Origin of the sequence: Comamonas sp., from assembly GCF_009360615.1 — a bacterium.
GTDB lineage: Bacteria > Pseudomonadota > Gammaproteobacteria > Burkholderiales > Burkholderiaceae_C > Comamonas.
This window is the reverse complement of record NZ_SPEY01000026.1, coordinates 1-22,623: the sequence shown is the minus strand read 5'-3', so window position 1 is coordinate 22,623 and position 22,623 is coordinate 1. Positions and strand designations below refer to the sequence as shown.

General features: G+C 64.0%; 22 protein-coding genes, 1 pseudogene and 1 riboswitch. Of the genes and pseudogenes, 12 read left to right on the top strand and 11 right to left on the bottom strand.

Going from position 1 to position 22,623, the window contains the following annotated elements:
* Window positions 1–9: 9 nt before the first annotated feature.
* The 5 genes from E2583_RS09650 (at window position 10) to cobJ (ending at window position 4,663) form a co-directional block, all read left to right on the top strand.
* A complete protein-coding gene (locus E2583_RS09650) occupies window positions 10–600 on the top strand; it encodes a VWA domain-containing protein (protein ID WP_291595219.1) in 591 nt (196 codons plus the stop codon).
* 167 nt (window positions 601–767) lie between these two features.
* Window positions 768–1,007: riboswitch (cobalamin riboswitch) on the top strand.
* Between the two features lie 197 nt (window positions 1,008–1,204).
* Window positions 1,205–2,485 carry a nitrite reductase gene (locus E2583_RS09645; protein WP_291595217.1) on the top strand — a complete coding sequence of 427 codons (1,281 nt, stop codon included), beginning with the start codon at window positions 1,205–1,207 and terminating at the stop codon, window positions 2,483–2,485.
* Entirely contained in the window at window positions 2,469–3,098 is a 630-nt protein-coding gene (locus tag E2583_RS09640; protein ID WP_291595213.1) for a precorrin-8X methylmutase, read from the top strand. Before E2583_RS09645 ends, E2583_RS09640 begins: the two co-directional genes overlap by 17 nt.
* A gap of 10 nt (window positions 3,099–3,108) precedes the next feature.
* Entirely contained in the window at window positions 3,109–3,849 is a 741-nt protein-coding gene (cobI, locus tag E2583_RS09635; protein WP_291595212.1) for a precorrin-2 C(20)-methyltransferase, read from the top strand.
* A gap of 25 nt (window positions 3,850–3,874) precedes the next feature.
* Window positions 3,875–4,663, top strand: coding sequence for a precorrin-3B C(17)-methyltransferase (gene cobJ / locus E2583_RS09630; RefSeq protein ID WP_291595265.1), 789 nt, complete (start codon window positions 3,875–3,877; stop codon window positions 4,661–4,663).
* Between the two features lie 31 nt (window positions 4,664–4,694).
* On the opposite strand, the gene E2583_RS09625 is transcribed toward cobJ, so the two are convergent.
* Window positions 4,695–5,450: a cobalt-precorrin-6A reductase gene (locus E2583_RS09625; RefSeq protein WP_309468076.1), complete on the bottom strand. Its 756-nt coding sequence runs from the start codon at window positions 5,448–5,450 to the stop codon at window positions 4,695–4,697.
* Between E2583_RS09625 and cbiE the strand changes: the two genes are divergently transcribed.
* From cbiE to cobF, 4 genes are read left to right on the top strand one after another with little or no spacing between them, the layout of a single operon-like run.
* Window positions 5,443–6,639, top strand: a complete 1,197-nt coding sequence (cbiE, locus tag E2583_RS09620; protein WP_291595208.1) for a precorrin-6y C5,15-methyltransferase (decarboxylating) subunit CbiE — start codon at window positions 5,443–5,445, stop codon at window positions 6,637–6,639. The genes E2583_RS09625 and cbiE overlap by 8 nt on opposite strands.
* Window positions 6,636–7,079 (top strand): cobalamin biosynthesis protein, encoded by a 444-nt coding sequence (locus E2583_RS09615; protein ID WP_291595206.1) that lies wholly within the window; start codon window positions 6,636–6,638, stop codon window positions 7,077–7,079. The genes cbiE and E2583_RS09615 overlap by 4 nt, the downstream gene beginning before the upstream one ends.
* Window positions 7,076–7,870 carry a precorrin-4 C(11)-methyltransferase gene (cobM, locus tag E2583_RS09610; RefSeq protein ID WP_291595204.1) on the top strand — a complete coding sequence of 265 codons (795 nt, stop codon included), beginning with the start codon at window positions 7,076–7,078 and terminating at the stop codon, window positions 7,868–7,870. The genes E2583_RS09615 and cobM overlap by 4 nt, the downstream gene beginning before the upstream one ends.
* Window positions 7,870–8,628, top strand: coding sequence for a precorrin-6A synthase (deacetylating) (gene cobF, locus E2583_RS09605; RefSeq protein WP_291595202.1), 759 nt, complete (start codon window positions 7,870–7,872; stop codon window positions 8,626–8,628). The genes cobM and cobF overlap by 1 nt, the downstream gene beginning before the upstream one ends.
* A 93-nt stretch (window positions 8,629–8,721) precedes the next feature.
* Here cobF and E2583_RS09600 read toward each other — a convergent pair whose 3' ends face one another.
* The 4 genes from E2583_RS09600 to E2583_RS09585 form a co-directional block, all read right to left on the bottom strand.
* Window positions 8,722–9,729 carry a LysR family transcriptional regulator gene (locus tag E2583_RS09600; RefSeq protein WP_291595200.1) on the bottom strand — a complete coding sequence of 336 codons (1,008 nt, stop codon included), beginning with the start codon at window positions 9,727–9,729 and terminating at the stop codon, window positions 8,722–8,724.
* Window positions 9,730–10,234: 505 nt separating this feature from the next.
* Window positions 10,235–11,035, bottom strand: a complete 801-nt coding sequence (locus tag E2583_RS09595) for an amino acid ABC transporter permease (RefSeq protein ID WP_291595198.1) — start codon at window positions 11,033–11,035, stop codon at window positions 10,235–10,237.
* Window positions 11,032–11,694, bottom strand: coding sequence for an amino acid ABC transporter permease (locus E2583_RS09590; RefSeq protein ID WP_291595196.1), 663 nt, complete (start codon window positions 11,692–11,694; stop codon window positions 11,032–11,034). The genes E2583_RS09595 and E2583_RS09590 overlap by 4 nt, the downstream gene beginning before the upstream one ends.
* Window positions 11,695–11,696: 2 nt before the next feature.
* A complete protein-coding gene (locus E2583_RS09585) occupies window positions 11,697–12,599 on the bottom strand; it encodes a glutamate ABC transporter substrate-binding protein (RefSeq protein WP_291595194.1) in 903 nt (300 codons plus the stop codon).
* A 584-nt stretch (window positions 12,600–13,183) separates the two neighbouring features.
* Between E2583_RS09585 and E2583_RS09580 the strand changes: the two genes are divergently transcribed.
* From E2583_RS09580 to E2583_RS09570, 3 genes are all read left to right on the top strand, one after another.
* Window positions 13,184–14,209 carry a tripartite tricarboxylate transporter substrate binding protein BugE gene (locus tag E2583_RS09580; protein ID WP_291595192.1) on the top strand — a complete coding sequence of 342 codons (1,026 nt, stop codon included), beginning with the start codon at window positions 13,184–13,186 and terminating at the stop codon, window positions 14,207–14,209.
* A gap of 87 nt (window positions 14,210–14,296) precedes the next feature.
* A complete protein-coding gene (locus E2583_RS09575) occupies window positions 14,297–15,724 on the top strand; it encodes a M20 family metallopeptidase (RefSeq protein ID WP_291595190.1) in 1,428 nt (475 codons plus the stop codon).
* A gap of 211 nt (window positions 15,725–15,935) precedes the next feature.
* Complete coding sequence (locus E2583_RS09570) at window positions 15,936–16,079, top strand: DUF3149 domain-containing protein (protein ID WP_291595189.1); 144 nt, start codon at window positions 15,936–15,938, stop codon at window positions 16,077–16,079.
* 458 nt (window positions 16,080–16,537) lie between these two features.
* On the opposite strand, the gene E2583_RS09565 is transcribed toward E2583_RS09570, so the two are convergent.
* The 6 genes and pseudogenes from E2583_RS09565 to E2583_RS24670 form a co-directional block, all read right to left on the bottom strand.
* The gene (locus tag E2583_RS09565; RefSeq protein WP_291595187.1) at window positions 16,538–18,775 is read right to left on the bottom strand and encodes an EAL domain-containing protein; all 2,238 of its coding nucleotides are present in this window, start codon (window positions 18,773–18,775) and stop codon (window positions 16,538–16,540) included.
* A gap of 148 nt (window positions 18,776–18,923) precedes the next feature.
* A complete protein-coding gene (locus E2583_RS09560; RefSeq protein WP_291595185.1) occupies window positions 18,924–19,685 on the bottom strand; it encodes a GGDEF domain-containing protein in 762 nt (253 codons plus the stop codon).
* Window positions 19,686–20,075 (bottom strand): DUF1987 domain-containing protein, encoded by a 390-nt coding sequence (locus E2583_RS09555; RefSeq protein ID WP_291595183.1) that lies wholly within the window; start codon window positions 20,073–20,075, stop codon window positions 19,686–19,688.
* Window positions 20,076–20,109: 34 nt separating this feature from the next.
* On the bottom strand, window positions 20,110–20,676 hold the full coding sequence (locus E2583_RS09550; protein ID WP_291595182.1) for a SiaB family protein kinase: 567 nt from the start codon (window positions 20,674–20,676) through the stop codon (window positions 20,110–20,112).
* Between the two features lie 15 nt (window positions 20,677–20,691).
* Window positions 20,692–21,924 carry a SpoIIE family protein phosphatase gene (locus tag E2583_RS09545; RefSeq protein WP_291595180.1) on the bottom strand — a complete coding sequence of 411 codons (1,233 nt, stop codon included), beginning with the start codon at window positions 21,922–21,924 and terminating at the stop codon, window positions 20,692–20,694.
* A 568-nt stretch (window positions 21,925–22,492) separates the two neighbouring features.
* A pseudogene (locus E2583_RS24670) lies at window positions 22,493–22,623 on the bottom strand (porin); the annotation flags it as partial.

Here is a 22,623-nt window from a genome sequence, read left to right as displayed (position 1 = left end):
GCGCACGGAATGCCAGGTGCATCGCTTGACTGGACTGCCACCCTGCGCCAGCGCCAGGGACTGCCGCTGGCTCCCGAACACCTGCGCTGGCACCAGCCCGAGGCAGCGGAGCGCCGGCAACACCTGTTCCTGCTGGACTCCTCTGCCTCCATGGTGGAGAGCGGTGCGTTTGCCCAGGCCAAGGGTCTGCTGCTGCAGTGGCTTCGCCGGGCCTACCTGCAACGTGAATCCGTAGCCCTGCTCTGCTTCGGTGCAGGTCAGCTGCAGTGGCTGCTGGAGCCCACGCGGGCGCCACGCTGGAATGCCGACCTGATCGAGCCGCTGCGCGGTGGTGGCGGCACGCCGCTGGCCCAGGCCCTGCATTCGGGCTGGCAGATGGCCGCCAGATACGCCCGGCAACCCTCCTGCCTGTGGCTGCTCAGCGACTTCCGCAGTCCCGATGTGCTGCAGCTGGAATGCAGGCCTGCGCCTGCCGTGGCACAGATTCTGGTGGACTGCGAGACCGCTGCGGACCCGACCCGGCGCTTGTTTGGCGGTGCCGAGCGACTGGCAACGGTCTGGCCGGACACTCTGCGACTGCCGCTGAAGCCCCTTCCGTAAAAGCCCCATGGCTTGACAGGCAAGTGTCAGCAGCTATCAATCTTGACAAGCATCCGACGGCACCCAGCCGATCGCCTGCCCGCACTATCGGTATCCGATCATCATGCAGGCGGCAGGAAAGCGGTTGTCAGGCCGATGATTTGGCTGGTGTGCACCAGGTTATCGCGTAAGATCGCGCCACCACAGGTGCCTCATGGCGCGCTGCGCGCGCGGAGGTGAAACGAGAAGCAGGTGAATGGCGCCACCATCAATCCTGCACTGCACCCGCAACGGTAATCAGAGATATGGCGATGCACGCCCTGGCCCACGGCCATGGCAGCCACTGCGAAAGCGGGAAGGCGCATCGACATGCCACCCTCCGGTGGGCTCTGTAAGTCCGGAGACCGGCCTGATGAGTACAAGGCGCAGCGGGATTGCATGTGGCTTGTGATAGGCCCGCGCCCTCGAGCGGACCATCACCTCTTCCATTCCCTCTGCACATTTCGTTTGTCTGGCCCGGGTATCGGCCAAAACGACCGTGGATGACCTATGTTGCATGGAATTTGCCCGTCCGATTTGTCGCCGTGGACAGGCCGTGCCCTGGCCTCGACGCCTGGAGCACAGATTGTCCGGCCCTGAACCTTTCCAGATTCGCGGCTGGTGCCCCAGCACCTGGAAGCCCATGCAGGCGCACGACGGCTGGATTGTTCGCGTGCGCCCTCGCTGTGCGTCCCTCACCGCCGCCCAGTGGCTGGTGCTGGCCGAGCTCGCAAGAAGCCATGCCTCGGGCCAGATCGAGCTGACACGCCTCGGCAACCTGCAGTTGCGCGGCGTGCACGACTCGGCCCTGCCTGCCTTGCGCGCGGCACTCATTGTCTCCAGGCTGGCTCCCGCCGATGCGCAGACAGATCTGGCGCCTGCCGTGCATTGCACGCCGTTCTATGCCAGAGGAGACCGCACCCATGCGCTGGCCCTGGCGCTTTCCGGGGCGGCGGCGCGTGATCTCAGTCCCCTGGCCCTGCAACAGCAGGACATGCAGGCCCTGCCTGGCAAATTCGACATGCTGGTGGACGATCCGCAGCGTCATCTGCGCAGCATGAACTCCGACCTTCAGTTATGGGCCTGCGACGACGGACGCTATGGGCTTGCCCTGGGTCGATCGGAAGACCGCTATGGTTTCGACAGCCCGTCTGCAGCCGTACAGGCTGCCATCAAGATTGCTCTCTGGTTTGCCCGTGAGCGCAGCAAGCAGGCGGCGACCCGATTGCGCGGCCTTGCCGCACCCCTGGACCTTCGCGCCTGCGGACTTGCAGAGGCCAGCCATCACCATGAGCCCCGTGGCACGGGCACGGCCGGCATGGGCACGGCCGGTCCGCTGCGCCCCGGCACACTCAATCCTCACGGCCTTCTGCTCGGAGCACCGCTGGGCCGCCTGGACGCATGGGCCATGCAGAAGCTGGCAGCTCCCATGCCCGAGCAGGCAGAGATCCGGGTCACGCCCTGGAAATCGCTGCTGCTGCCGAACAGGTCCCTGGACTCACTGCCTGCCCGGCTCGATGCCCGGGACTGGATCAGCCGGCCTGCGGATGTGCGCCTGCGGGTGTCCGCCTGCACCGGAGCTCCCCACTGCCCCCAGGCCCATATCCCGGCACAGACCATAGCCTTGCAGTTCGCCACAGCAATGAGGGCAGAGCAGCACCTTCATGTCAGCGCTTGCGCCAAGCTGTGTGCCCTGCCTGCCGATGCGACAGATGTGGTGCTTGCCAGCCGGGACTCGGCCGGCCAGATATGGCTCCAAGCCTGCCCTCCCGGAGCCCAGGCGCCGGCCCGGACATCCATTCCCTATCGGCCCTTGACATCCGATCCTCACGATATACAGCAACAGCTCAATGACCTACAACTATGAAAAGTGCGGTGAAGAGATTTACCGGCAATCGTTCAGCATCATCCGCCGCGAGGCCGACCTCCAGCGCTTCACCCCGGTGGAGGAGCGCGTTGCATGCCGCATGATTCACGCAGCCGGCATGGTGGAGCTGGCCTCGCATATCCATTTCTCGCCGACCTTTGCCGAGGCGGCGGAAGCGGCGCTGCAGCGCGGCGCCCCCGTGCTCTGCGACGCACGCATGGTCAGCGAGGGCATCACGCGCAAGCGCCTGTCCGCGAACAATCCCATCATCTGCACCCTGCAGGATCCGCGTGTGCCAGCTCTGGCCTCTGATCTGGGCAACACCCGCAGCGCAGCAGCTCTGGAGCTGTGGCGCGAGCATCTGGACGGCGCGGTGGTTGCCATCGGCAATGCGCCCACCGCCCTGTTTCATCTGCTCCACATGCTGCAGGATCCGGCCTGTCCGCGCCCGGCGGCCATCGTCGGCTGCCCGGTCGGCTTTGTCGGAGCCGCAGAGTCCAAGGACGCGCTGCGCGAATGGGGCGAGATTCCGTTTGCCATCGTGCAAGGGCGTCTCGGAGGCTCCGCCATCACGGTTGCCGCCATCAACGCGCTGGCAACCACGGTGGAGTAGGAGTTTCACCATGAATCACGGAAAAATATTCTGCGTGGGACTGGGTCCCGGCGATCCCGACATGATGAGCGTGAAGGCCGACCGACTGCTGAGAAACGCCCGTCATGTGGCCTACTTCCGCAAACGCGGTCACCCGGGCAAGGCGCGGCAGCTGGTCAATGGCCTGCTGCATGCCGAGGTGACGGAATATCCGATGGAGTACCCTGTGACCACGGAGATCCCGCACGACGACCCGCGCTATGTCGCCCAGCTGTCCAGCTTCTATCAGGACTGGCAGTCCAGGCTGACGGAGCTGACCCGCAGAGAGGATGTGATCGTGCTTTGCGAAGGCGACCCATTCTTCTACGGATCCTTCATGCACCTGTATGTGCGTCTGCGCCAGGCGGCACAGGTGTCGGTGGAGGTGCTGCCCGGCATACCGGGCATGGTGGGCTGCTGGCATGCCACGGGCATTCCCATGACCTGGGGCGACGATGTGATGAGCGTGCTGCCCGCGACCCTGCCCGATGCGCCGCTGCGTGAGCACATGGCGCGCTCGGATGCGCTGATCATCATGAAGGTGGGACGGCATCTGGGCCGCATCCGTGCGCTGCTGGTCGAGCAAGGCAAGCTGGAGCGCGCCTGGCTGGTCATCAACGGCACCATGAGCGATCAGCAGGTCATGCCGCTGAGCGACGCCCCCGAGCGTTGCCCCTATTTCGCCATCATCGTCGTGCACGGCCAAGGTCGTCGCCCGGCCAACGACATGTGAATGCGCTGCCATGAGCACGACCACAATGCCACCTCAACTCCTGGTTCTGGGCCTGGGCCCGGGCGATGATGCACTGATGACGCAGCAGGTGCGCGACAGCATCGCCAGTGCCAGCGATGCATTCGGCTACTTTCCCTATGTGGCGCGACTGCAGGGGCTGCCCCACCTGCAACTGCACGCCAGCGACAACCGCGAAGAGCTGGAGCGCGCGCGCAATGCCCTTAATCTGGCAGCCCAGGGCCGCAAGGTGCTGATGCTGTCGTCGGGCGATCCGGGCGTGTTCGCCATGGCCAGTGCCGTGTTCGAGACGCTGGAGCGGGCCAGCTCCGAGGAACTTGTCCGCTGGCAAGGCGTGGACGTTCAGGTTCAGCCGGGCATCACCGCCATGCTGGCGGCCGCAGCCCGTCTGGGCGCCCCCTTGGGACATGACTTCTGCACCATCAATCTGTCCGACAACCTCAAACCCGCCAGCATCATCGAACGCCGCATCCGACTGGCGGCCCAGGCCGATTTCGCCATGGCGTTCTACAACCCCTGCTCCCGTTCACGACCGGAGGGCTTTGCACGCGCCCTGCAGGTGCTGCAGCAGGAATGCGAGCCCGGACGCCTGATCTGCTTTGCCCGCAACGTCAGCCACCCCGACGAAACGCTGAGGGTCGTGCCGCTGCTGGATGCACGCGCCGACATGGCGGATATGCGCACGGTGGTGATCGTGGGCAGCAGCCAGACCCGGCAGGTGGGCAGGCATGTCTATACCCCGCGCAGCTATGGGGCCGGCGGCAGCGCTGCCTCGGCCGTGACAGACCATGGCTGAACACCCGCATGGTCTCGTCGGGTGCCAGTGCTCAGCGACGCGGCCGCTGCAGCCACTCCATGGCCTGCTGAGGGCTTTGGCACTGCGTGCGCGGCTCCAGCACCGGTCTGTCGACCATGACGACCGGAATGCCCAGTTGCCGTGCGGCCTCGATCTTGGCATAGGTATCGGCGCCGCCGGCGTTCTTGCTGACAATACAGTCGATACGGTACTGTCCGAGCAGCGCCAGTTCGTCTGCGAGCCGGAACGGGCCCCGCGCCACGATCAGCTCATAGCTGGATGGCGGCAGCGGCAGGGCATCGCCCTCCTGGTCGATGACGCGCAGCACGAACCGATGCCGGTCCGCGAGGCCGGCAAACGCCGCAAGCTGCTTGCGACCTATGGCCAGAAACACCCGCCTGGACAAAGGATTCAGGGTCTTGGCGGCTGCTGCCATGTCCGGCACATGCTGCCATCGGTCGCCGGGCTGCGCCTGCCAGGGGGGCCGCTCCATGGACAGCAAGGGCAGACCCAGCCGGGAGCAGGCCGCAATGGCGTTGGCACTCATCTGTGCCGCGAATGGATGGGTCGCGTCGATGACATGGGTGATTTGATGCGCAATCAGGTAGTCCACCAGCCCCCGCACGCCGCCGAAACCGCCCACACGTACGGGCAGGGGCGGAGTGCGACGCGTCCGGGTGGCCCCCGCATAGGAATAGATGGCTGCCACCCCCGCTTCATGCAGCATCGCGGACAGCATATAGGCATCGAAAGTGCCGCCTAAAAGGAGAACTTGGGTCATGGCCAATCCGTGGCTTTCCATTATCGGAATTCATCCATCAGGGCTGGAAGGCCTGAGCCCTGCAGCGCGTCGAGCCCTGGATGATGCCAGTGTTGTGTTCGGCAGTCCGCGTCATCTGGCGCTGGCGCAGTCAGGATCCCGTGGACGGGCATGGCCCGTCCCCTTCAGCGTCGATCCCGTGCTGCAACTGCGTGGACAGCAAGGCGTGGCCGTGCTGGTGTCCGGCGATCCCTTTCACTTCGGTGCCGGGGCATCGCTGGCCCGGCACCTGGAGCTGGGCGAGTGGCGCAATTACCCGCAACCCTCCACATTCGCCTGGGTTGCCGGCGAGCTGGGCTGGTCCCAGGAGCACGCACACTGCCTGGGCCTGCATGCACGCCCCCTGAACACCCTGACGCCTTTGCTGGCACCGCGCCAGCGCTTCATCTGCCTGTTGCGCGATGGCCCGGCCGCTCGGGACCTGGCACGATGGCTGGTGCAGCAGGGCTGGGGCGACAGCCCATTGTGGCTGGTGGAGCAGGCAGGCAGCGACCAGCAGCGCACGCGCAACGGCACGGCGCAAGAGCTGGCGGCCTTGATGGAGAGCCAGCCGGCCAAAGCCCCCGTGACGGCCGCTTTCGAAGCGCGCGGTCAGTCAGGTCTGCCCCAGGTGGCCGGCAGGCCCATCGATGCCTTCGTGCACGACGGTCAGATCACCAAGAGCCCTGTGCGAGCGATGACGCTCGCCGCCCTGGCACCGCGCCAGGGCGAGTGGCTCTGGGATCTGGGAGCCGGTTCTGGCTCGGTCGCCGTCGAGTGGTGTCTGGCGGGTGGCCAGGCCATCTGCGTGGAGCAACATGCCGAGCGTGCAGCCAATATTGCACTGAACGCCCAACGCTATGCGGCAGCGCTCGAAGTGGTACATGACCATGCGCTGGCCGCCCTTCCCCGCCTGCAACCTCAACCTCAGGCCGTCTTTGTGGGCGGCGGCTTCAGCGCAGCGCTGTTCGATGCCCTGTGCATGCAGCTTTCCGGGCCCTGGCGGCTGGTGGTGAACGCCGTTGCGCTGCAGACCCAGGCGCTGCTGCTGCAGCTGCACCACACGCATGGCGGCCAGCTGCATCAGCTGCAATGGAGCGAGGCACAGAGCCTGGGCAGCATGCACTCCTGGGCGCCGGCTCGCCCCCTGGTGCAGTGGGTCTGGAGCCACCCGTGAGATATCTGTTTGCAGGCTGGGGCTTTCAGGCCGGAGCCCTGGCTGAATCGTTCGAGAGTTGCTGGACCCAGGCCGTCCAGACCCTCGATTGTGCGGGTTCAGTGCCCTGTCGCTGGACCTTTGCCCTGCTGGCTACCAGAAGCCAGACTTGTGCCGCTCGCGCCTTGCAGGACTGGGCGAACCAGATCCGGGGCCCGATCGACTGGAAGACCTGGACCGAAGACGCAATTGCCCGGGTCGCCACGCCATCCCGTTCCGCCAGACTGCAACAGCGCTTTGCCACGGGCAGCGTCGCCGAAGCCCTGGCCCTACGCGCCAGCTCCGCCCTGCCCCATGCCCGTCTGCTGGTGCTGCGTACCGTCTCGGAAGACCGACGTGCGACGCTGGCGATTGCCGGCGTGACGCCTCCCACCTCATTGATCCCTGGAGTTATGCCTTGACCGTTCATTTCATCGGAGCCGGCCCCGGTGCGGCCGACCTCATCACCATTCGCGGACGCAATCTGCTGGCCGCCTCGCCTGTGTGTCTCTACGCAGGTTCGCTGGTGCCCCAAGAGCTGCTGGCGCACTGCCCCGCCGGAGCCCGTCTCGTCAACACCGCTCCGCTGTCGCTGCAGGACATCGTGGCCGAAATACAGTTCGCACACGCGCAAGGGCTGGATATCGCGCGCCTGCACTCCGGAGACCTGAGCATCTGGTCTGCCATGGGCGAGCAGCTGCGCGCCCTGCGCGAATTGAACATCCCCTATACCGTCACGCCCGGGGTTCCCGCTTTCAGCGCCGCAGCCGCAGCGCTGGAGGCCGAGCTGACTTTGCCGGGCTCCTGCCAATCGGTGGTGCTGACGCGCACTTCGGGGCGGGCATCGACCATGCCTGATGGCGAGACCCTGGCCGCCTTCGCAGCGACAGGTGCCGTGCTGGCCATCCACCTGTCGGTCCATGTTGCAGACCAGGTGCAGCGGGAGCTCACCAGCCATTACGGCGCGGATTGCCCCGCAGCCATTGTGTGGCGGGCCTCCTGGCCGGACGAGCAGCTGCTGCGCATCCGCGTGAGAGACATTGCCAGTGCCGCCCAGTCCAATCCCCTGCAGCGCAGCGCGCTGATTCTGGTCGGGGCCACACTGAGCCAGCAGGAATTCGGCAGCAGCCGGCTCTATGCCAACGACTATGACCGCCGCTACCGGCCCCGTGGCGACGAGCCACGTTTCCCTCACGGCACCGAGGGCGCGTGATGCTGGAGCTGTTCCTGATCGGCATCGGCACCGGCAACCCGGATCACCTCACCCGGGAGGCCGAGAAAGCCATTCGCAGCGCCGACCTGGTCCTGTTGCCCCACAAGGATGACAGCAAGGCGGAACTGGCTCAGGTGCGCCTGTCACTGCTGCAAAACCTGGCCGTTGGAGAGAGCCGAATTGCGCACTTCGACATGCCCCGACGCCGCCAGCAGGGATCGGACTACGACCAGCAGGTGGATGAGTGGCATGACGCCATTGCCCGGCGCTGGCAGGCCACTCTTCTGGACCACCTACCTGCCCGCTCTGGACGCGTGGCACTGCTCGTCTGGGGTGATCCGTCCCTCTACGACAGCACGCTGCGCATCGCCTCGCGGCTGGGCCTGGCCCGAGAACAGGTACGCGTGGTGCCCGGCATCACATCCATGCAGGTGCTGTGCAGTGCCCACGGCATTGCCCTCAATGAAATCGGCGAACCGTTCCTGATCACCACCGGTCGCCAGCTGCGCGAGAGCGGCTGGCCATCCGGGGTGAACACCCTGGTCGTGATGCTGGACGGTCAATGCAGCTACGAACAGCTGCAAGACACCGATGTCGACATCTACTGGGGCGCCTATCTGGGCATGCCCCAGCAAATGCTCATGCAGGGCCGGCTTCGACAGATCGCGCCGGAGATCACCAGCAGGCGCTCGCTGGCCCGCGAGCAGAATGGCTGGATCATGGACATCTACCTGTTGCGCAGGGTCGCCGCCCCCTGACCCAGGTTGCCAAGGCGCATGCGTCGCCTGACAGCACCTCTGCGGCGCATGGCGTCAACAGGGCCTGATAGTCCGGCACAGGCGCCATGCCGGTCACAGCCTCTGCGGCACTGCCGCATGAGGCAGCGCGAGCCGATGCCAGAGGCTGAGCATCTCCTTCAGCAGCGCCGGCGCATGGTCTGTGCGGTACACCGCCCCCAAGGGCGGCAAGCGCCCTTCGATACGCACATCCAGCGCACGCACACGCCCCCGGGAACACAGTCCCGGAAGAATGCTGCGGGGCACCAGCGATACGGCCCCGGGCTGGGTGAGCAGACCTTCGAGAACGGGCAGGGACACGGTGGAGGCCGGAAACCAGGAGGCATCCTCCAGAACCGGCAGCACTTCGGTCTCCACGATGTGGCGCACCGCGATACCAAAGCTCGGCAGCACCCAGCGCGCGCCCCTCAATGCCGGCAGCGGCACATCGCGGCGCCCGACCAACGGATGGTCTGCATCGGCAATGACCAAGGCCGCATCCAGCAGCAGCGGCTCGAAGGCGTACTCCGCCGGCAATAGCTGCGGCCGGCGGCAGAACACCACATCGAGTCCGGAGGCCATGAGCTGCGACAGCAAAGGGGCACTGGCATCCTCGTGCACATCCACATAGACCTGAGGGTGTGCCTCGTAAAAACGCGGCAGCAGCCGGGACAGCACCGAAAGCGCAGCTGCCGGAATGGCCCCCAGGCGCAACGCTGCCGATGCCCCGCGACGGATGGAGGCCAGCGACTCGGAGACTTCCTGCAGGCCCACCAGCATGCTGCGTGCCGCATCGATCAGGGCCTGCCCTGCCACTGTGGGCCGCATGCCGCGCGCATGGCGTTCGAAAAGCTGGATGTCCAGCACCCTCTCCAGCTCGGCCAGTGCCTGGGTCGCGGCCGACTGGCTCATGTGCAGCGCCGCTGCCGCCTGCATCACCGAGCCACACTGCTGCAACGCCAGCAACAGCTGCAACTGACGCAGCCGCACCTGCTTGACCAGGCGGGAAAAGAGCAGGCGCCCCTCGGGGCTTGCAGCCGCAGCCCCTGCCGGCACCTGGGAAAGACAAGAGTCAGCAGCCATGATTTCAACGGATGTCATCGCCCGATGGCAATGGTTTCAACAACGTCCGTCGCTAGCGCGGGCACCTGCGGCCTGCGCTTGCGACGAACCCGGCCGCTCTCGGGAAGCGCACAGCTGCATCAAGCATCGGCATGACCGGGATTCGGCAAGCTTGCAGACATCGGCCAAAGCCTGCGCCCACGCTTGAGCGGCTGGCAGCAACGCGACACCACTGGATTGTCGCTGCAAATGCCCCATGAGCATGGTCTTCGGAGGATGCCGGAATCCGCCAAGCAGCTCGGCGCGCCGAGAATCCCGCCGACTGGTGCCGGCGCCCATCGGCCAGGCTTACCAGCCCCCGGGGCCGAGCGCCGGCGGACGTCGCTCAGCGAAAGCACCTCGGCAACGCTGCGTTCATGCACCCTGATCAGACACGGTCATGCCGCCCATGCGGCGGGTCACCAGCCTTGAAGCTGCGCCTGTTCGCGCTGCCCAGGCCCGTCTCACCGGACTGCCTCCGGAGCAGTCAGTGCATGGGCCGGCCCAGCCGATGGCTCGCCCTTGAGATGGCGTAGTTCACAAGACAGTACAGCGCCGCAACGACCAGATACACCGGCACCAGCGAATGGTAGTTCGCAATGAGCACCTTGGCGTTCTGCATGAGTTCGCCGTAGGTGACCACATAACCGAAGGTGGTGTCCTTGACGACGATGACCAGTTGTGCAACCAGTGCCGGAACAATGTAGCGAAGGGCCTGCGGAAAGACGACGAAGAAAAACACCTGCGCTTCGCTCAGCCCCAGGCTGCGCGCAGCATCCGTCTGGCCGCGCGGAACGGCCAGCACGCCGGCGCGGTAGACCTCGGCGACCACGGCTGCGGTGCTCAGGCCGATGGGCAAGGTCAGCATCCAATAGGTGCTCAGCCTGATCCCGATCGACGGCAGCACCAGAAAACACACGTAGATGAGCAGCAGCGTAGGCGTGCCACGCAGGAACTCGATGGCCGCAATGCTAGGCCAGCGCAGCAAGCTCAGCCGCGACAGCCGCCCCGCGAGCAGCAGCAAGCCGAGGGCCAGGGAAATGAGGGCGGCCATTGCCGACGATGCCAGCGTGCCAAGCAGGCCTTCGGCAAGAAAACGCCAGGTCGTCGACCAGGCAAAGAATTCCCAATAGGGGGCCTCAAGCTGACCCGCAGAGTGGAATCGGACCGCGACGGCCACAGCCAGCACCAGCAGCGCAGCCGCAGCAATCAGGCTCATCGCCCGCGTCACGGCGCGGGCCTGCGGGCCAGGCGCTGCAAACAGAATCTCTTCCAGGGAGCGGCTCATCGCAGTATCCGCACTTTCTTTTCCAGGACCGCGCCTGCCCAGGCGATGAGCAGGCCTGTCGCGACATACATCGTGGCAGCGACGGCGAATGCGGCGATGCCGAGCGCCGAGTCGTTGGCCATCTTGGAGACGAGTGCCGTCAGCTCTCGACCCGGAAACGGCAACTGCGACGCCAGCGAGGTCGATAGCATCAATGCGATCAGCAACGAAGTCATCGGCTGCACCACCGAACGCAGCGCCTGCGGCAGTACGACGGCAGCAACCACCTGCATCGGCCTCATGCCCAGGCTGAGTGCGGCTTCGATCTGCGCGCCGGGAATGGTGTTGATACCCGAGCGCAGGTAATCCGCCGTGAATGCGGAGCAGACCAGCGTCAGCGTCAGGATCACGCTGGGCTCATAGTCAATCACGAGGTCGAGATCGGGCAACGCGAAAACGATGAAGATCAGCAGTGCCACGCTGGGAATGTTGCGGAAGATCTCGACGTAGACAGTCAGCGCCACGCGCAGCGGCGGCAGCGGCATGAGCCGAAGCACCGCGATGGCCGTACCCAGCAGGACCCCGGGCACAAAGGACATCAGCGTGAGCTTCCACGTCAGCAACAGGGCCTGCCAGAAGGCAGGCCCATGGTCGGCAAGCAGCCTGGAAACCTCACCCATCGTCAAGGAAGGGCGGGCGGCGCAGGAACAGTGGTGCTGCCGGTGCGCTGGCCTATGGAGATGGTCCAGAGCTTGGCCCAGGTACCGTCCGCCTCCAGCTTCTTCAGGAAAGCATTGATGAATGCCACGCCGTCAGAGCCCTTGGGCAGTCCCACGCCATAGGGGTCCTGAGCACCGAAGGGCGTGCCCGCCAGGCGCGCGTTGCTGGTGCCGAGGCTCAGGGCATTGAGCAGCAGTGTGTAATCGGTCACGTAAGCATCCACGCGTCCCTGACGCAATGCATCGAGGGCTTCCTGGTGCGTCTGGAACTCCTGCACGACCGCCTTCGGAGCGTACTGCGCCAATATCGCCGGCCCCGTGGAACCCGCTTGCGTGGCGACCTTCTTGCCCCCGAGGTCGTTGTACGACTGAACCGACTTGTTGTTCGACTTGACGAGCACCCCGGACTGCGATGTGTAGTACGGGCCGGCAAACGAGATCTTCTCGGCGCGCGCAGGGGTGATGGAGTAGGTGGCGAGAACCATGTCCACCTGGTTGTTGATAAGCACCTGCTCGCGCGTGGACGAGGTCACCTGTGTGAACTGGTACTTGGCCGCATCGCCCAGGATATAGCGCGTGATGAGCTGGGCCAGACCGAGGTCGAAGCCACGGATCTTGCCGTCTTTCTCGTTGAGCAGAGAGAAAAGGTTCGAGGTTTGCGTGCTGCCCAGACGCAGCATGCCCGCCTGCTTGATCTTGCTGGCCCAGGTACTCGATGCAATGGTCGCGGCGTCTGCGACAGGGCCCTGCGCCACCAGCGCGTCATACGCCGCTGCATTGATGGGCGTGCCCTGCGCGAAAAGCGACCCGCTGGTCGCGATCGTCATGGCCACCACGGTGGATTTCAGAATGGATTTGATCGACATGCGGTCTTCTCTGGATGGTCTGTGACGCGAATCAATATAAAGCAGCAACGGGATGCACGAGGCGCGGGTCCGAGCCGGGCACCATTGTGCACACAATACAGCCCCTGTGCCGTTCAACGGCCCCTGCGGCCAGGGGTCCGGAGCCCCTGATCGCCTCGCCCGGTGCCCACCGCTCACGTCACGGGCCGGCATGGCAGCCCGATCCGGACAGCCGCCGATTATGACAACTCCCCAGCATGCCGGGATCGATGGCCGGAACCCGACAGACCCGCACGTCCGAGGTCACCCGGCACGGACAGAGTGCAGCCTGCAAAGGCCTGCGCCGCGAAGCCGAGCAGCATCCCTTCCGCCGCAGCTGATTGCGGTGGGCAGGTCCAGACAGAAACCAAGGGTTTGTACTGATCAGCATACATCCCTCCAGGGAAGAGCACCTGCCAGGTATCGGTATAGCTTATAGCTACCCGCAAATAGCATCGACTGCCCGGCTTCCGAAATTTCTATATTTCATCTCCATGACGGCAGAAATTCGTGAACAGCACCGAGGGTGCAGGCACGGCTCGGCCGATATCCTTCAGGAGCCTTCCATGTCCATCTCTTCACGCCCCCGCTGCTGCCCCCATGCCTTTACGGGCCGTTTCGGCCGGCTCTCACTGGCCATTGCCGGCGCCCTGTGGGCCCTGGCTGCTTCGCAGGCGTTGGCCGCGGACGCCTATCCCAGCAAGCCCGTCAGGCTCATCGTGCCCTTTGCGGCCGGAGGCTCCACCGACATCGTGGCCAGGGTGATAGCCGAAGGCCTGCGCAGCACGCTGGGACAGCCTGTGATTGTGGACAACAAGGGCGGAGCCGGGGGGCTGATCGGCAGCGAAGCCATCGCCCAGGCTGCGCCGGATGGTTACAGCATCGGGATGGCAACCGTGAGCACGGCCACCATCAACCCCCTGCTCTACCAACGCGCCAGGAAGATCGAAGGCAAGCTTCTGCCGGTGGCCAATCTCGTGACCATGCCGTCGGTCTACATGGCTCACCCCAAGATGGGCGTGAGCAACTTCAAGGACTTTCTCGCCAAGATCAAGGCCCAGCCTGGCACCTACAGCGCCGGGGTGCCGGGTCTTGGAACACTGGGTCATCTGATGGTTGCATCGTTCAACGAGACCATGAAGACCCAGATCCAGATCGTGCCTTATCGGGGCAACGGACCTGCCCTCAACGATGCCCTGGCCGGCATGGTCCAGATCATGACCGACCAGTTGCCTTCGGCCATGCCCCAGATCAAGGGCGGCAAGCTGCTTCCGGTGGTCGTCGCTTCGCATGGCCGCTCGCCCGATCTGCCCAACGTGCCGACCTTCAAGGAACTGGGCTACGACGAACTCAACGAACTCGGCATCAGCTGGTTCGGGCTGGTCGTCCCCGCCAACACACCGGCGCCCATCGTGAAACAGCTGCAGGACGCGGCCGTCAAGGCCGTCCACCTGCCCGAGGTGCAAACGCATCTGAAGAATCTGGGCGCCACGGCAACGGAGACACCTCCTTCCCAGTTCCCGGCCCAGATTGCCGCCGAACTCAGGCGCAACAAGGCCCTGCTCGACAAGGCCGGCGTCAGGCCCGAATAAAGGCCCGCCCAGCGGCCGGCGCACGCCTTGCGTGCTTGGCTGCCTGTCACTCACCGTCTTCTTCACCCCAGTTCAAGGACCCTTTCCATGCTAGCGATTAGCGCCCTGGAGGATTTCTTTCAACGCGAGACACCACGCATGACGGCGCTCGCCGACCGGATCTGGTCGCTGGCCGAGCTTCGCTACGCCGAGAATGCTTCGGCCCGACTGCATATCGACGCTCTGGAGCAGAATGGCTTTCGCATCACGCGTGATGTGGCAGGCATCCCCACCGCCTTCATGGCCGAATGGGGCGATGCTGGCCCTGTCATCGCCCTGCTGGGCGAGTACGACGCCCTGTCGGGGCTGAACCAGCAAAGCGGCGCCCTGGTGTGCACCCCGTCCACCGATAGCCCCGGTCTGGCCGGACACGGCTGCGGCCATCATCTGCTGGGCACTTCGGCGCACTTTGCCGCCATCGCGTTGCAACACCATCTGAGACGCTCCGGCCTGAGCGGGCGCGTGCGCTATTACGGCTGCCCGGCCGAGGAAGGAGGCTCCGGCAAGACCTTCATGGCACGCGCTGGCGTGTTTGACGACGTGGACGCCGCACTGACATGGCACCCGGCCAGCTACACCGGTCTGTTCAGCCAGAGCACGCTGGCCAACATCCAGGCCAGGTTTGTCTTCCACGGCAAGGCCTCTCACGCCGCACACTCGCCCCACCTGGGCCGCAGTGCCTTGGACGCCGTGGAGCTGATGAACGTGGGGGTGAACTATCTGCGCGAGCACATGCCCTCTGACGCCCGCGTGCACTACGCCGTCACCGATAGCGGCGGTCTGTCTCCCAACGTGGTGCAGGCACGCGCCGAAGTGCTTTACCTGATGCGAGCCGCTCGCAACCACGAAGCGGCCGATCTCTACGCACGCGTGCAGAACGTGGCTCGCGGTGCCGCCCTGATGACGGACTGCAAGCTCGAAATCGTCTTCGACAAGGCCTGTTCCAACCTGCTGCAGAACAGCACGTTGAACCGCGTGATGTATGCGCAGATGCAGGCACTGGGCCGGTTGCAGGCCGATGCACGCGCGCATGCCGTTGCCGGCCAGTTCCAGGCCACGCTGGACAGAAACGACATCGATGCCGTCAGCCGTCCGCTCGCCAGCGTGCTGCGCGGCAAGGTGCCGACCATTTTTGAAGGCCTGATGCCCTACGATCCCGAAGCCAGCGACATCATGTTCGGCTCCACCGACGTTGCCGACGTGAGCTGGGTCACGCCCACGGTTCAGGCCTGGGTGGCCTGCTACGCCTTTGGAACGCCTCTGCACTCCTGGCAGATGGTGTCGCAAGGCCAGTCCGGCCTGGCGCACACCGGCATGGTGCATGCCGCAAAAATTCTGACGGCGACCGCCGTGGAGCTGTTGGCCCAACCCGAGCTTCTGGATCGCGCCAAGAAGGAGCTGCTGCAGCGCCGCGAAGGCAAGCCCTACGTCTGCCCCATACCCTCAGAGGTCACATTGCCGTTTCTGCGCAAATAGCACAGCTTCGCGCGCCTGCCCCTAGCGCGGGCAGCATCTCGGCCCTGCCCGCCCAGGGCCCTGCGCGCACCGGTCATCAGCCGCTCGCATCTGCTTGCCTTGCCTCAAAGAGAGGCCGGCCAAAGCTTGATGCAGCACAAGCCCGCTGGCGGCCTGCGCAGCCATAGTGAGACATGCCCGCAGTACTGCGGCGACTCAACAGGGAGGAACCATGAAGCTGATGATCGATCTCTTTTCCACTGACTACGGACTGATGAGTCTGGCCGTGATTGTGCTGATCATTGTCATGGCCGCATTCTTCACCCGCCTCTTCCTGGGCAAGATGAAGAACGTCGCCAGCACCCCGCTGGAATAGTCCCGGGCTTCGCTGCCTGGCGTGTACGGACTGCCGTGCGTTGCGGGCGGGATCATGGGGGCAGGCGCCCGGAATGGCCCCAGAGCCGGTGGTTCGCCGGCCAGCGTGCATCCCCAGGACAGATGGGGGCGTAAATGCTCACTCGGTCGCTGCGAATTTTGCTGATTGCCTCGTTTTGACGAGACAGCGCCGGTGGTCCTGCTTGGCCGTGCCTGCCGGGGAAGCCTTGAGACCTGGAGCACCAGCAACCAGGTGCCGATCCAGAATGCCCGGAAAATTTGCCTGCCGAAGAAAAACCCGCCCGGTGGAGACGCGAACCTCACATCGGCCTCTTCGCGGCACGGCGTCAACACCCGTCGTGCCGGCGACAAGCACCCCGACGGGCACAAAAAGCATGGCGCGGAATGCGTGTGCGCCATCGGGCTCCGTGAACATGCACGCAGGAGGCAAACGCCGGCTCACGCGCAGGTATGCCGCCCCCTTCCCGGCGCGGCATGTCGTGAGGAACTGCTTGCGGCAGGGAGGATGGGCGATGCAGGTTCTTCTGCCCCGAACACGGCCCCTCCCCGTGAATCAAACGAGACATGAACCGATGGCAACGCCGGCGGCTGACGACTTTCTGCGTCCGGGTTGCGGCAATGCGCCCGAAGCCATGCCAGAAGGACCTTCTTGTCCATGGGTCTTGCGATGTGATAACCCTGCCCTTCTCGACAATCCATCGCGAGCAATGCGCGACACACATCGGCATCCTCGATGCCTTCGGCGAGCACGCCCAGCCCGAGCTTGCGCCCCAGCTGGACGACCATTTCGGCGATCCGCGCGCCATCCGCCTCGCCCAGCTGGCAGACAAAGGATCGATCAATCTTGATCCGGTCCAGAGGAAGCTGTTCCAGGTAGCTCAGCGAAGAGTATCCGGTGCCGAAATCATCGATGGCGATCGAGACGCCCTCCGCCCTCAACGCCGACAGCGCGGAGATCAGAAGCTCCGTGGGAAGCGCCGCCACGGATTCGGTGATCTCCAGTTCGAGGTGCTCTCCTCGCAATCCGTTGCTGGCGAGAGCAGTGCAGACGATCTCCAGGAATCCTGGATCCTGAAGCTGTACCGTCGAGACATTGACGGCCATCCGCCGAGGTGCGTCCCCCGAATCCATCAATTCACGCATGGTCGCACATGCAGCCATGAGCACCCACCGGCCAAGGGCAACAATGAGGCCAGAGTGCTCGGCAACGGGAATGAACTGGTCGGGAGGCACGAATCGACCGTCCTTCGTGCGCCATCGAAGAAGCGCCTCGATTCCGACGACGCTACGCGTCGCCAGATCAAGCTGGGGCTGATAGACCAGAAACAGTTCCCGGTTCTCGATCGCCACCCTCAGCTCGGACAGCAGCAATGCCCTGGATCGCGCCTCCGCTCCCATCTGATCGGAGTACTGCAACTCGTGGCCGCGACGGTCCCGCTTTGCGCGCCTGAGTGCAATCGTGGCATCCTTGACCAGATCCGCCCCGGTCCGAAACACCTGGGGCAACAGCACGTAGCCGCAGGTGAGCGAGACCTTGTAAGGGACTCCATCGATACGCAGTGGCCCGCGCACGCACTCCAGCAGACGCCTTGGCTGCACCTGCCCAGTGGCACCCAGCACCCCGAAAGTGTCAGCCCCCAGACGAGCCAACAGCACATTGCCCGGCAGCGCATCTTCAAGACAGCGGGCGACACGCTCCAGAAGGCGGTCCCCGAACAAATGCCCCATCAGGTCGTTCGTGGCACTGAAATCGTCAATGTCGATCAGCGCCAGGATGCGGTCGTGCAGACCCTGTCTTGCGCACTCATCGACGGCCCCGACGAAATGGGCGCGATTGGGAAGATTCACCAGAGGATCATGCTGGGCACTCTCGTTCAGGCGCCCCAGCAGCCCGCGGTCGTGCAGCAAGGTGCTCAGGTTGGCGCAGAAGACATCCAGCAGGGGCGGATGCAGAACCGCATGATGCCTGGGCACATCGATAAACGCCACGAACTTCTGCCCATCTTCATGGCCGATATGCAGCGCCAGCCCGCTCTTCGCGCCGTAGACGCTGGAGCGGCTTTCAGCCGCCTTCCGCAGCAGGCCCAGTTCAGCAGTCTGCGGCAACCGCTCCAGAGAACGTCCGATCAGCTCGGAGAACCGGCCCGTGGCCGCCTGCACGAAGTAGCAACCGTCTGGATTGGCCGCCTCCTGGGCACACACCACACCGACCTTCTCCACTTTCAGCAAAGCCGCCAGCTGCGTCAGCACGCCGGAGGCAAATTCGTGGTGGTCCTTGAGCTCCAGCAAGGATGCACTGGATCGCAGAACACGCTCCAGACCCACCCGGCTTGTATCCGACACGCAGAGCTGTTTGTAGGCACGAACCGCCGTGGCGACGCTAACGTGCAGACGCTCCCTGCTCAACTCCTCTCGGGTTCTGCAGTCACTGATGTCATGTTCAATCAGTGCATCAAGCGCGGGCTCCTGTCCCTGTCGGCCGGAAAGAAGAATGATGCGGCTGTTGCGCAAGCCTGCCGTGTGGCGCGTGAAATGCACCAGATCGAGCCTTGATCCCGCCCGCTCCATCGCAAGATCGAGTATGACCACGGCCAGGTCGCTTTCTTGCAGGAGCAGCTGTCTTGCCTCGTCGCCACTGAACGCATGCAGGAACAGCAGCGGGCGCTCAAACAGCATTGGCGCATCCAGTGAGACATGGCTAGCCCTGTGGACCTCGGGATCTGCGCTCACGACGAGGATGCGCCAGCGGGGCCCGGAGGCCGGAAACACGCCCAGCGTTGCCTCGGCGCGGGCCCGGCGTGCGTGATCGATCCCTGGAACGCGCTCAGGCCTCATGTTCGAGAGACCGCAAGAAACACGGCGAGAGACAGACCTGGTTGCGTCCACCTCGCTTTGCAACATAGAGCGCTTCGTCCGCCAGGCCATACGCGCTGTCGAAATCGCCACCCGGTGGCGCCCAGCTCACGCCAAAGCTGGCAGTGACACCGCTTCCATCGGGAAGCTCGAAATCGCAGCTTTCAATCGCGCGCCTGAGATCCTCTGCCAGTTTCTCGCACACGTCTGCGCTCTGGCGTGGCAACACAACCGTGAACTCTTCACCGCCGACCCGGCCGATGTGCGCTGACGCCGGCACCACAGCCTGAAGACAGGCAACAACGCCGAGGATGACCCGGTCCCCCATGGGATGGCCAAAACTGTCGTTGATTCTCTTGAAGTGATCGATATCCAGCACGATCAGCGAAAGATCGTCATGCCCGAAGTGGCGGTTCACCAGCTCGATGACGGCCGCTCTGTTCAGCACCCCCGTCAGTGTGTCGTGGGTCGCACGATGCTCAAGCTCCGCCGCCAGATCCTGCAGCCGGGAATTCAGCTGATTCATCTCCAGCTCCGCGCGGTCGCTGCGGCGCACCAGCCGACGCGTTTCCCGCAGCAGTCGTTCGTATGCACGCAGCAGTTCACCCAAGGCCTGTCTGCATTGGGACGGTGCAAGGCAGGCGCAGACGGCATGCGCCGCCCGTGCAGTCAACAGCGCCTGAGTCTCTGCTTCAAACAGGTCTGGCGGCGCTGAAGTGCCAGGGTTTGCCATTCACGCGGCTCCGACCGGTTGGGCAACGAACTCGAGAGCGGGAAAGTCCTCACGCAGCTCCAGCCCGAACTCCAGAATCGTGTCATCTTCTTCATCGTGATACCAGTTGAGCACCACGTGATTGCCAGCCTCCGCACAGTTGTTCAACGCCTCTATCAAGTTGAAGAGCATCTTGGTGCTGGAGCTGTTGAAATATGCGAGCGCAATATTCACCTCGATCTTCGTCCCTGTCTGGACGGACAGGTAGCCCTTGAGCCGAGAAATGATGTCGCTGTAGAAAGCGGCGGCATTTTCCGGATAGGACTCGCCACGCATGCTCAGGGTATGCGCATCGAACATGAAATCCACCTCGGGAGAGCTGGGTGTGGGGGCGATGTAGAGGTTTTCCATCAGTTTTCTCTGTTCGTTGACGGTCTCGCTGTGCCTATATGGCCGCCTTCAGGTAGAAAACAGGCGAGTCACCAGACTCGGCGTCGAAATCGAACTCCAACGGCTCCCTGGCATCCCGGGCAACGGTCAAAAAACCCATGCCTGCGCCCTTGCTTCCCTCTGGCGTCTCCTCGCGAAGTGTCTGTCGATAGGCTTGCTTGATCTCTTCGAGCGTCATGCTCCGCAGTGCATTCAGTTTCAGCCGAAGCGCCCTGGCCATGAGAGGCTCGATGGGATTGGCACACAGCAGCAGAAAGCTGCCGTCCTCTTCTCGGCGGATGCAGACCGAGCCATGGCGGAGCTCGCCGTTGTTCAGCGTGGAGGGGGTCAACGAATCCGCCGAGTAGTGAATGATGTTCTGCGCCATCTCCACGAACGAGGAGAACAACTTGCGTCGGGTCGGAGCAGCGACACCGGCCACTTCAAGCTGCAGCTTCACCGCATCGGCCATGGCCGCAACGATGTGCTGCGAGAAATACCCGACGTAGTAGAAGATGACTTGGTGCTGGCGCGCCAGATTGAAAAAGGAGCCGTACTTCTCGGCAATCATGGGGGAAGGCATAAAGGGGCCTTGAGGCTAGGCACGAAAACAGAAAAAGGTCAGGTCGTCACGGCGGTGGTGCTCTCCTTGCCAGACACGGAGTGATTCGAGCATGGCCCGATTGACCTCCGAAGGTGACCTGCTTCGATGCTCAACGAGTGATTCACGTATCCGGCGTTTGCCCAGAGCGATGCCGCGCGGACCGCCGATCTGGTCGATCAAACCATCGGTGCTCACAAAGACCAGCGTGCCGCGAGGAAGGCTCACCTGCTGATTGAGCCAGGCGAAGTCGATTTCGCTGTCGACGTATCCAACCCCTTTGCGCTGCCCCTCCAGCATCTCGACGACGTCGGCATCTGGACGCAGCAGGAACATGGACAGCCGTGCGCCTGCGAAGGTCAAACACCCCGTTGCCGGCTCAAACCGGAAGCAGGCGGCATCCATCCCATCGTCGGAGCCCGGTGTTGCATCCTCACCGTCGACCTGACCCAGCATCTGCTTGATGCTGCGGTTGACATGGCCCAGCAGACTCGCCGGGTCTCTGGGTCCGTTCTGCTCTATTGCCTGGTTGAGGCTGGCCGAAGCAATCAATGTCATGAAAGCACCTGGCACGCCGTGCCCCGTACAGTCGGCCACGGTCGCCAACCAGCCACCGGGGTCGGTGCTGAACTGGTAGAAATCTCCACCGACAATGTCACGTGGCTCCCACACCAGATGGGCTTCAGGACAGGCCCGTGCAAGCGCATCCATGGAACTGCGAAGTGTCGACTGCTGAATCACGCTGGCATATTCGATGCTGTGCATGATCTGGCGATTGCGCGAAGCCTGCATATCTGCCACCACCCGCATGAGTTGCAGCCCGTTGCCTGTTCCGGCATATGCGCCATCCCGGGTAATGATGAAACCGTCGGACAGTGCCTTTTCGCCATATTCCACCGTCTTGAAAGTCAAGGCCTCGATGTCCAAAGCTGCATCCACGATCAGCGGCTCTTTGTCCATGAATGCAATGCAACTCTTGCGGCCATAGAGTTCCATGCGGAACTGTTTGCTCATCTGCGAGAGGAAGATGTTCCGGTTGATCAGCCCAATGGGCTGCTTGCCCTCCACGACCGGAAGGCTGACGAGATCACGGTAGCGGTTGAAAACCTCCATGACCTTCTCGTTCGTGTCTTCAGTCGTCATGCACGGGACCGCAGTGCAGAGATCAGCAGCACTCGGTGGGCGAAAGCGTGGCCGGAAGTCGCTCAGATACACGGGGATTTCAGGCATGCAGCATCGCCAAAGAAACTATTGTGAGCAAATGTTACTCATCCACTATGGCGATTTCATGACAAAGCGCAGACGGAAAAATTTCACCGACTCGATCACCCGTTCCCGAGAGGCAGGCTGTCTCCTGCAAGCTGCTGTCGTCTGGCATCGACGCCGCTGTGCAGCCCAGAGGGACGTGTTTGCGCCATCATCTGCGCCTCAGCCATGAGCGCGGGATCGACGCGCCTTTCCAATGCATGGAACCAGTGCCGATTTCACACCGGCGGCCGGGAAAGCGGTCGGCTCCGATGGGCGCAATGCAGCCGCCGCTCACAGGACGCTTGCGTCTCGACGCCGGCTTCCTCCGCGTTGGTGCAGCGACTGAAGCGCCCCTCGAGCCTGTTGCGTCGGGAGCCCTATCACACTCTTGGGCTCAATCGTGGGTCGGAGCCCTTGGCGCGATGGCGAGCGGCGGCCATTGCCATCTCCACCACTCTCTGCCCGTTCGTACCCTGTCCCTTTTTTGTTTGGCCTGAAAAGCGAGTGCAGGTCACCAGGCTTCCTGCACTCGCCGCCTCCGAACCAGGGATCAGAAGGTATGCCGCACGCCTGCGCCGAAGCCTGTCTGGTTGACACCAGGCATTGGCGTTCCTCCCGCCTGTGCTCCGCTCGCACCAAAGGCCGCATTGCCGCTGTTCTTCACATACCCCAGCGACGCAT

Bases quoted from the DNA above. Each gene is read 5' to 3' on its own strand.
- E2583_RS09650 (WP_291595219.1), top strand. From the start codon at position 10: ATGCCAGGTGCATCGCTTGACTGGACTGCCACCCTGCGCCAGCGCCAG.
- E2583_RS09640 (WP_291595213.1), top strand. From the start codon at position 2,469: ATGACCTACAACTATGAAAAGTGCGGTGAAGAGATTTACCGGCAATCG.
- cobI (WP_291595212.1), top strand. From the start codon at position 3,109: ATGAATCACGGAAAAATATTCTGCGTGGGACTGGGTCCCGGCGATCCC.
- cobJ (WP_291595265.1), top strand. From the start codon at position 3,875: ATGCCACCTCAACTCCTGGTTCTGGGCCTGGGCCCGGGCGATGATGCA.
- cbiE (WP_291595208.1), top strand. From the start codon at position 5,443: ATGGCCAATCCGTGGCTTTCCATTATCGGAATTCATCCATCAGGGCTG.
- cobF (WP_291595202.1), top strand. From the start codon at position 7,870: ATGCTGGAGCTGTTCCTGATCGGCATCGGCACCGGCAACCCGGATCAC.
- E2583_RS09600 (WP_291595200.1), bottom strand. From the start codon at position 9,729: ATGGCTGCTGACTCTTGTCTTTCCCAGGTGCCGGCAGGGGCTGCGGCT.
- E2583_RS09595 (WP_291595198.1), bottom strand. From the start codon at position 11,035: ATGAGCCGCTCCCTGGAAGAGATTCTGTTTGCAGCGCCTGGCCCGCAG.
- E2583_RS09590 (WP_291595196.1), bottom strand. From the start codon at position 11,694: ATGGGTGAGGTTTCCAGGCTGCTTGCCGACCATGGGCCTGCCTTCTGG.
- E2583_RS09585 (WP_291595194.1), bottom strand. From the start codon at position 12,599: ATGTCGATCAAATCCATTCTGAAATCCACCGTGGTGGCCATGACGATC.
- E2583_RS09580 (WP_291595192.1), top strand. From the start codon at position 13,184: ATGTCCATCTCTTCACGCCCCCGCTGCTGCCCCCATGCCTTTACGGGC.
- E2583_RS09575 (WP_291595190.1), top strand. From the start codon at position 14,297: ATGCTAGCGATTAGCGCCCTGGAGGATTTCTTTCAACGCGAGACACCA.
- E2583_RS09570 (WP_291595189.1), top strand. From the start codon at position 15,936: ATGAAGCTGATGATCGATCTCTTTTCCACTGACTACGGACTGATGAGT.
- E2583_RS09565 (WP_291595187.1), bottom strand. From the start codon at position 18,775: ATGCTGTTTGAGCGCCCGCTGCTGTTCCTGCATGCGTTCAGTGGCGAC.
- E2583_RS09560 (WP_291595185.1), bottom strand. From the start codon at position 19,685: ATGGCAAACCCTGGCACTTCAGCGCCGCCAGACCTGTTTGAAGCAGAG.
- E2583_RS09555 (WP_291595183.1), bottom strand. From the start codon at position 20,075: ATGGAAAACCTCTACATCGCCCCCACACCCAGCTCTCCCGAGGTGGAT.
- E2583_RS09550 (WP_291595182.1), bottom strand. From the start codon at position 20,676: ATGCCTTCCCCCATGATTGCCGAGAAGTACGGCTCCTTTTTCAATCTG.
- E2583_RS09545 (WP_291595180.1), bottom strand. From the start codon at position 21,924: ATGCCTGAAATCCCCGTGTATCTGAGCGACTTCCGGCCACGCTTTCGC.